We start from the raw sequence: 4,222 nt of genomic DNA, 5'->3' as shown, positions 1-4,222 counted from the left end.
GTGCCTTTTCGAGTGGATGGGGCCGTTTCGGCGGGCGGTGGGTGGGCGGTGGTGGGAGAGGAAGCGAATAGCGGGCCGGGAGTGGGCGGTTTCGGTTGCCGGAGTGCGTAACCCGGCTCTCGGCACGTGCTCTTGCCGGCCGGTCCCACAAAACCGCAGGTCAGTGGAATCCCGGGTGCGGGAAGCGGTCTCGGGATCCGGGTCCCGACCTTTCGGGCTCACGGGTGGCTCTCCGGCCGGCGGTGCCGACCCGAAACGCCCACCGAGAGCCATGACCCACGCGGAATCCGCCACCGGAGTGCCCAACCCGGCCCTCGGCACCCACTCTCGCCGGTCGGTTGCACAAAACCGCAGGTCGGCGCGAAACAGCGGACTCGAAGGCGTCCCGCCATCCGGATCGAGACCCGCCCAACCCACCGGCAGCCCTTCCACCCACGCACCCACCCCGAAACGCCCGCCGAAGCGGCCCGACCCACTCGGATAGGCCCCTCGGCGAACCTCACCGGGCCGCCCCTCCCGCTCCGCCGTTGCCAGCGCTTTTCCCGCCGAGCAACGCCCGGGCCTCGCCGAATTCCTTCCCGACATCGGGAAGCTACGTGTGGGCAAACTCCTCGCCGAGTTGGAGATTTCCGAAAGCCGGCGGATCCGGGTCGCAGCCGAGACACCGGCGGCGCATCCGGTGCTTCCACGGACGGGCGATGTTCCGCTGGACGACGCCAGGTGTCCAACCGAGGACATCCCTGCTGCGTGGGCCGCGCTCTTGGACCCCGATCCTGCGATCCCTGCCGAGGCCCCGGGACGCGGCCTGGGGCCTGTACGCCACTGCCCTTGCGGTCGGCGCGTAGGACCTCGAACGAGGTCGGCTACCCGAGTTGCGCGAACTTCCGTTCCGTGCGGCGTCGTTGCACTCGGTGTGTTCCCTCGCATTCGACGTCGACGACGCGTGCGTGCAGGCCAGGCAGGCCATCAGCCGATGCGGCTCCGAAACTCACCGAACGGTGTCTTCTGCCCCGCCACGCGACCCGCCGCCTGGTACGTCGCCGCGATCCTGCCCGACCCGCGCGCACCCCGAGTTGGAGGCCGTGCGGGGCCTGCGTCCGGTGTTCTTCCGCGTGCGGTGGCCGTGTTCCTGCGCTGCGGCTACCAGGACGTGCGCGGGCCGAGTCGCAGACATGCGAGCCAGGGACTCGCGCGTGTCACCCCGGAGGTCGTCCGCGCGTCCGCCGGCCCAGGAATCGACCGGCGGGACGTTGTCCGAAGTCATCAGGGCCGACGGGTCGTTCCTTCACGTCCGCAAGACCCGCCGGACCCCCTGATGTCGGTGGGCGCGGGTTGCCACCGGCGGCGAGGAGTTGGCGGGTGCGCGGAACCGGTTCGACACCGTGCCCCGCCAAGGGCCGGCCTCCGCCAGGGCAACGGAGACGGCAAGAGCGGCGTTGGGGGACACGGTCATCGTGTTCGCGGTTGCGGTAGACGTTCAGGGTCGCCCGGGCCATGCCGGTCGGCTCCACCATGTGGTCGCAGCCGATCCGCGTCGTCCGCGGCGCCCAACCTGCGGGCGCAGCCTGCTCGTTCAGCGGCTCGGTAGCCTGAAACACCGGCGCACCGATTCCTACCGGGCGGCTGCGCGCGCTGCGTAGTAGGCGGCGACAGCCTAAGGGATCGACAGCCATGGAAGGCCCTGCGTCGGGCAGGACGACATGGCTGCGACCCAGGCGTCTTCAGTCGCCTTCGTTGTTGAAGTAGGGAACCCGGAGCTTCGTCCAGGACGTCAGGCCCGGAATGCCGTCCGCGTCCGGACCCTGGTAGCCGAGCTTGCGCTGCCACATTGCGTAGGACTCCCGGGCGGTCTTCGTCCACAGCGACGTTGGTCCCTCCGGAGGAAGCCAGGCCGAGCAGTCCACTTGGATCAGGCGGACCCCCATCGAGTAGATGATCGGGCTGTCTTGCGAGCTCGTGAAAAAGCCGGCACCGGGGAACGGTACGTAGCTCTCGCTCATATGCGGATCGGTGACCACCAAGTCCAGCCCGATCGGGATCCGGTCCCGATCGGCGATGTGGTTCCACTCGACGAGTTTATCGACGGTGGTTCCGAACCTCGCGGCTATCGCGGAGAGTGTGTCACCCTTGACAACTGTGTAATGCGTGCTTTGTGTCTTCATATTTCCACGCTAGATCAGGTCGATTCATCGTGCGCGGTGGCGAGTTGTCCGATTTGGGAGGCTCGGCCGGCGCGCGAGGGCGGGTCGGCGGCAGAAGTCGGATCGCGCCGCAGCCCGAGGGCGTGTGGATGTCGCGCTGTACCGTGCCGACCGCCAGTGGATCTGAGGACGCCGCGCGTTGGCCCACGCGCAGGACTCGGACACGGGCCGAGGTGATGATCCGGTGGCCCGGCACGTTCCCGGGGGTCATTGTCGCGGTGAACGTGGTCTCCCCGGCGTCCTCGCCGTGCCATGCCCGACCTTCGGGACGCCGTCGGTGCTGCGCCGGAACCGCCCTCGCCGAGCCGATGTGAGCATGCGTTGCCCGTCGAGTGGCACCGACGCGTGGGGTCGGGCCGGGCGTGGTCGTCTCAGCCCGGGAACGCGAATCGGTAGCCGTGGTCCTTCAGCCACGGCAAAAGCCGCGCGAGCGCGTCGATGCTCTGGGTACGGTCGCCGCCCGCGTCGTGCATGAGGACCACGCCGCCCGGGCGCAGCTCGCGGCGCACGTTGTCGAGGATCGTGTCGACGCCGGGCTTCTCCCAGTCGCGGGTGTCGACCGACCAGCCGAGGGGCTTCATGCCGTACGCGGCCGACATCTGGCGCACGGTCGGTGACCACGCGCCGCCGGGCGCGCGGAACCAGTCGACGTCGTGGCCGGGGGCGGCCCGGGCGATCTCGTCGCGCGCGGAGACGATCTCGTACCGGACTCGCGGGGCGGACCGCTTGTCGATCTCCTCGTCGTGCGTGACCGAGTGGTCGCACAGTCGATGGCCGGCGTCGGCCACCCGGCGCACCAGGTCGGGGTGGCGCGCGGCGTTGGGGCCGACCATGCAGAAGGTGGCCTTGACGTCGTACTCGTCGAGCAGCGCGAGCACCTGCGGAGTCCACCGCGGGTCGGGGCCGTCGTCGAAGGTGAGCGCGACCGTGCGGTCACCGGGGTCGGTGGTGCTCCGTACGATGCCGATGGGCACGAGTGGCGGGGGTATGTCCGCGGCCCGGTTCGCCGCCGGCGCGGGTGGGTGGGCCGGTGCGGCGTGGTTGGGGCCGTGGGGCGTCGCGGCCGACGAGGGTGCGCCGGGGGTCTTCGAGGCGGGACCCGTCGGCGGAGCGGAGGGCGCCGCCGACGGCTGCGGGCCCGACGGGCCAGGGGCGCCCGTCTCGGCCGGGCCGGCGGGGGACGCGCCCCGGGCCCCGGGGTCGGGCGGTGCCGGAGCCGGCGCGGTCGTCGTGGGCGGATCCCCGCGTACTGCCCCCGCCTTGTCGCTCCGGGCGGGCCCCGCCTTGTCGTGCCCGGGACCACACGCGGCGACGGTGGTCAGCGCGAGCACGCCGATCACCGCCAGGGCCGGGAGCCGGCGGGCAGCATCCCGGCCGGGGAGCGCGGGGATCCGCCCGCGACGGGCGACGGACGGCTGAGACATCGGGACGGGCTTGGGCACACGAACTCCGGAAAAATCGGCAACAGGTCACGCGTGTCAACGCGACATGATCTGGGCAGAATGTCGACTTTGCTCAAATTCTCCGATTTCGCGCAAGAGGCAACCGTGTGTAAGTACTCGTGCGACAACCCGTCACCGAGGCTCTCATCTGCGTAATCCCCAAATCGCCAACCCCACCAGAACCACCAGCACCGCCGGCACCGAGCACCACACCCCGCCACGTGACCGACGCCACCACCCCACCCCACCCCACCCCTCCCCACCGCCATCGTCGACCGCCACCGCTCCACCACTGCCGAGGGAAAGGCGCGCCAGCAACGGCGGAGCGGGAGGGCGGTCCGGTGAGGTTCGCCGAGGGGCCTTTCCGAGTGGGTCGGGCCGTTTCGGCGGGTGTTTCGGGGTGGGTGCGTGGGTGGAAGGGTTGCCGGTGGGTTGGGCGGGTCTCGATCCGGATGGCGGGAAGCCTTCGGGTCCGATGTTTCGCGCCGACCTGCGGTTTTGTGCAACCGACCGGCGAGAGTGGGTGCCGAGGGCCGGGTTGGGCACTCCGGTGGCTCTGTAAGACAGGGAAATGGCTCG

2 protein-coding genes are annotated in these 4,222 nt (G+C 70.6%); both read right to left on the bottom strand.

Annotated elements, in window-relative coordinates:
* Positions 1-1,721: 1,721 nt before the first annotated feature.
* The gene (locus ACFXMF_RS47045) at positions 1,722-2,162 is read right to left on the bottom strand and encodes a peptidoglycan-binding protein (protein WP_360325124.1); all 441 of its coding nucleotides are present in this window, start codon (positions 2,160-2,162) and stop codon (positions 1,722-1,724) included.
* A gap of 410 nt (positions 2,163-2,572) precedes the next feature.
* Positions 2,573-3,175: a polysaccharide deacetylase family protein gene (locus tag ACFXMF_RS47040; protein WP_360325122.1), complete on the bottom strand. Its 603-nt coding sequence runs from the start codon at positions 3,173-3,175 to the stop codon at positions 2,573-2,575.
* Between the last annotated feature and the right edge of the window lie 1,047 nt (positions 3,176-4,222).

This window comes from Embleya sp. NPDC059213 (assembly GCF_042754445.1).
Lineage (GTDB): Bacteria > Actinomycetota > Actinomycetes > Streptomycetales > Streptomycetaceae > Embleya.
The sequence above is the reverse complement of the archived record's forward strand: the minus strand, read 5'-3'. Positions and strand labels throughout refer to the sequence as shown.

Excerpts from the sequence above, each read along its gene's own strand:
- ACFXMF_RS47045 (WP_360325124.1), bottom strand. The coding sequence starts at position 2,162 with ATGAAGACACAAAGCACGCATTACACAGTTGTCAAGGGTGACACACTC.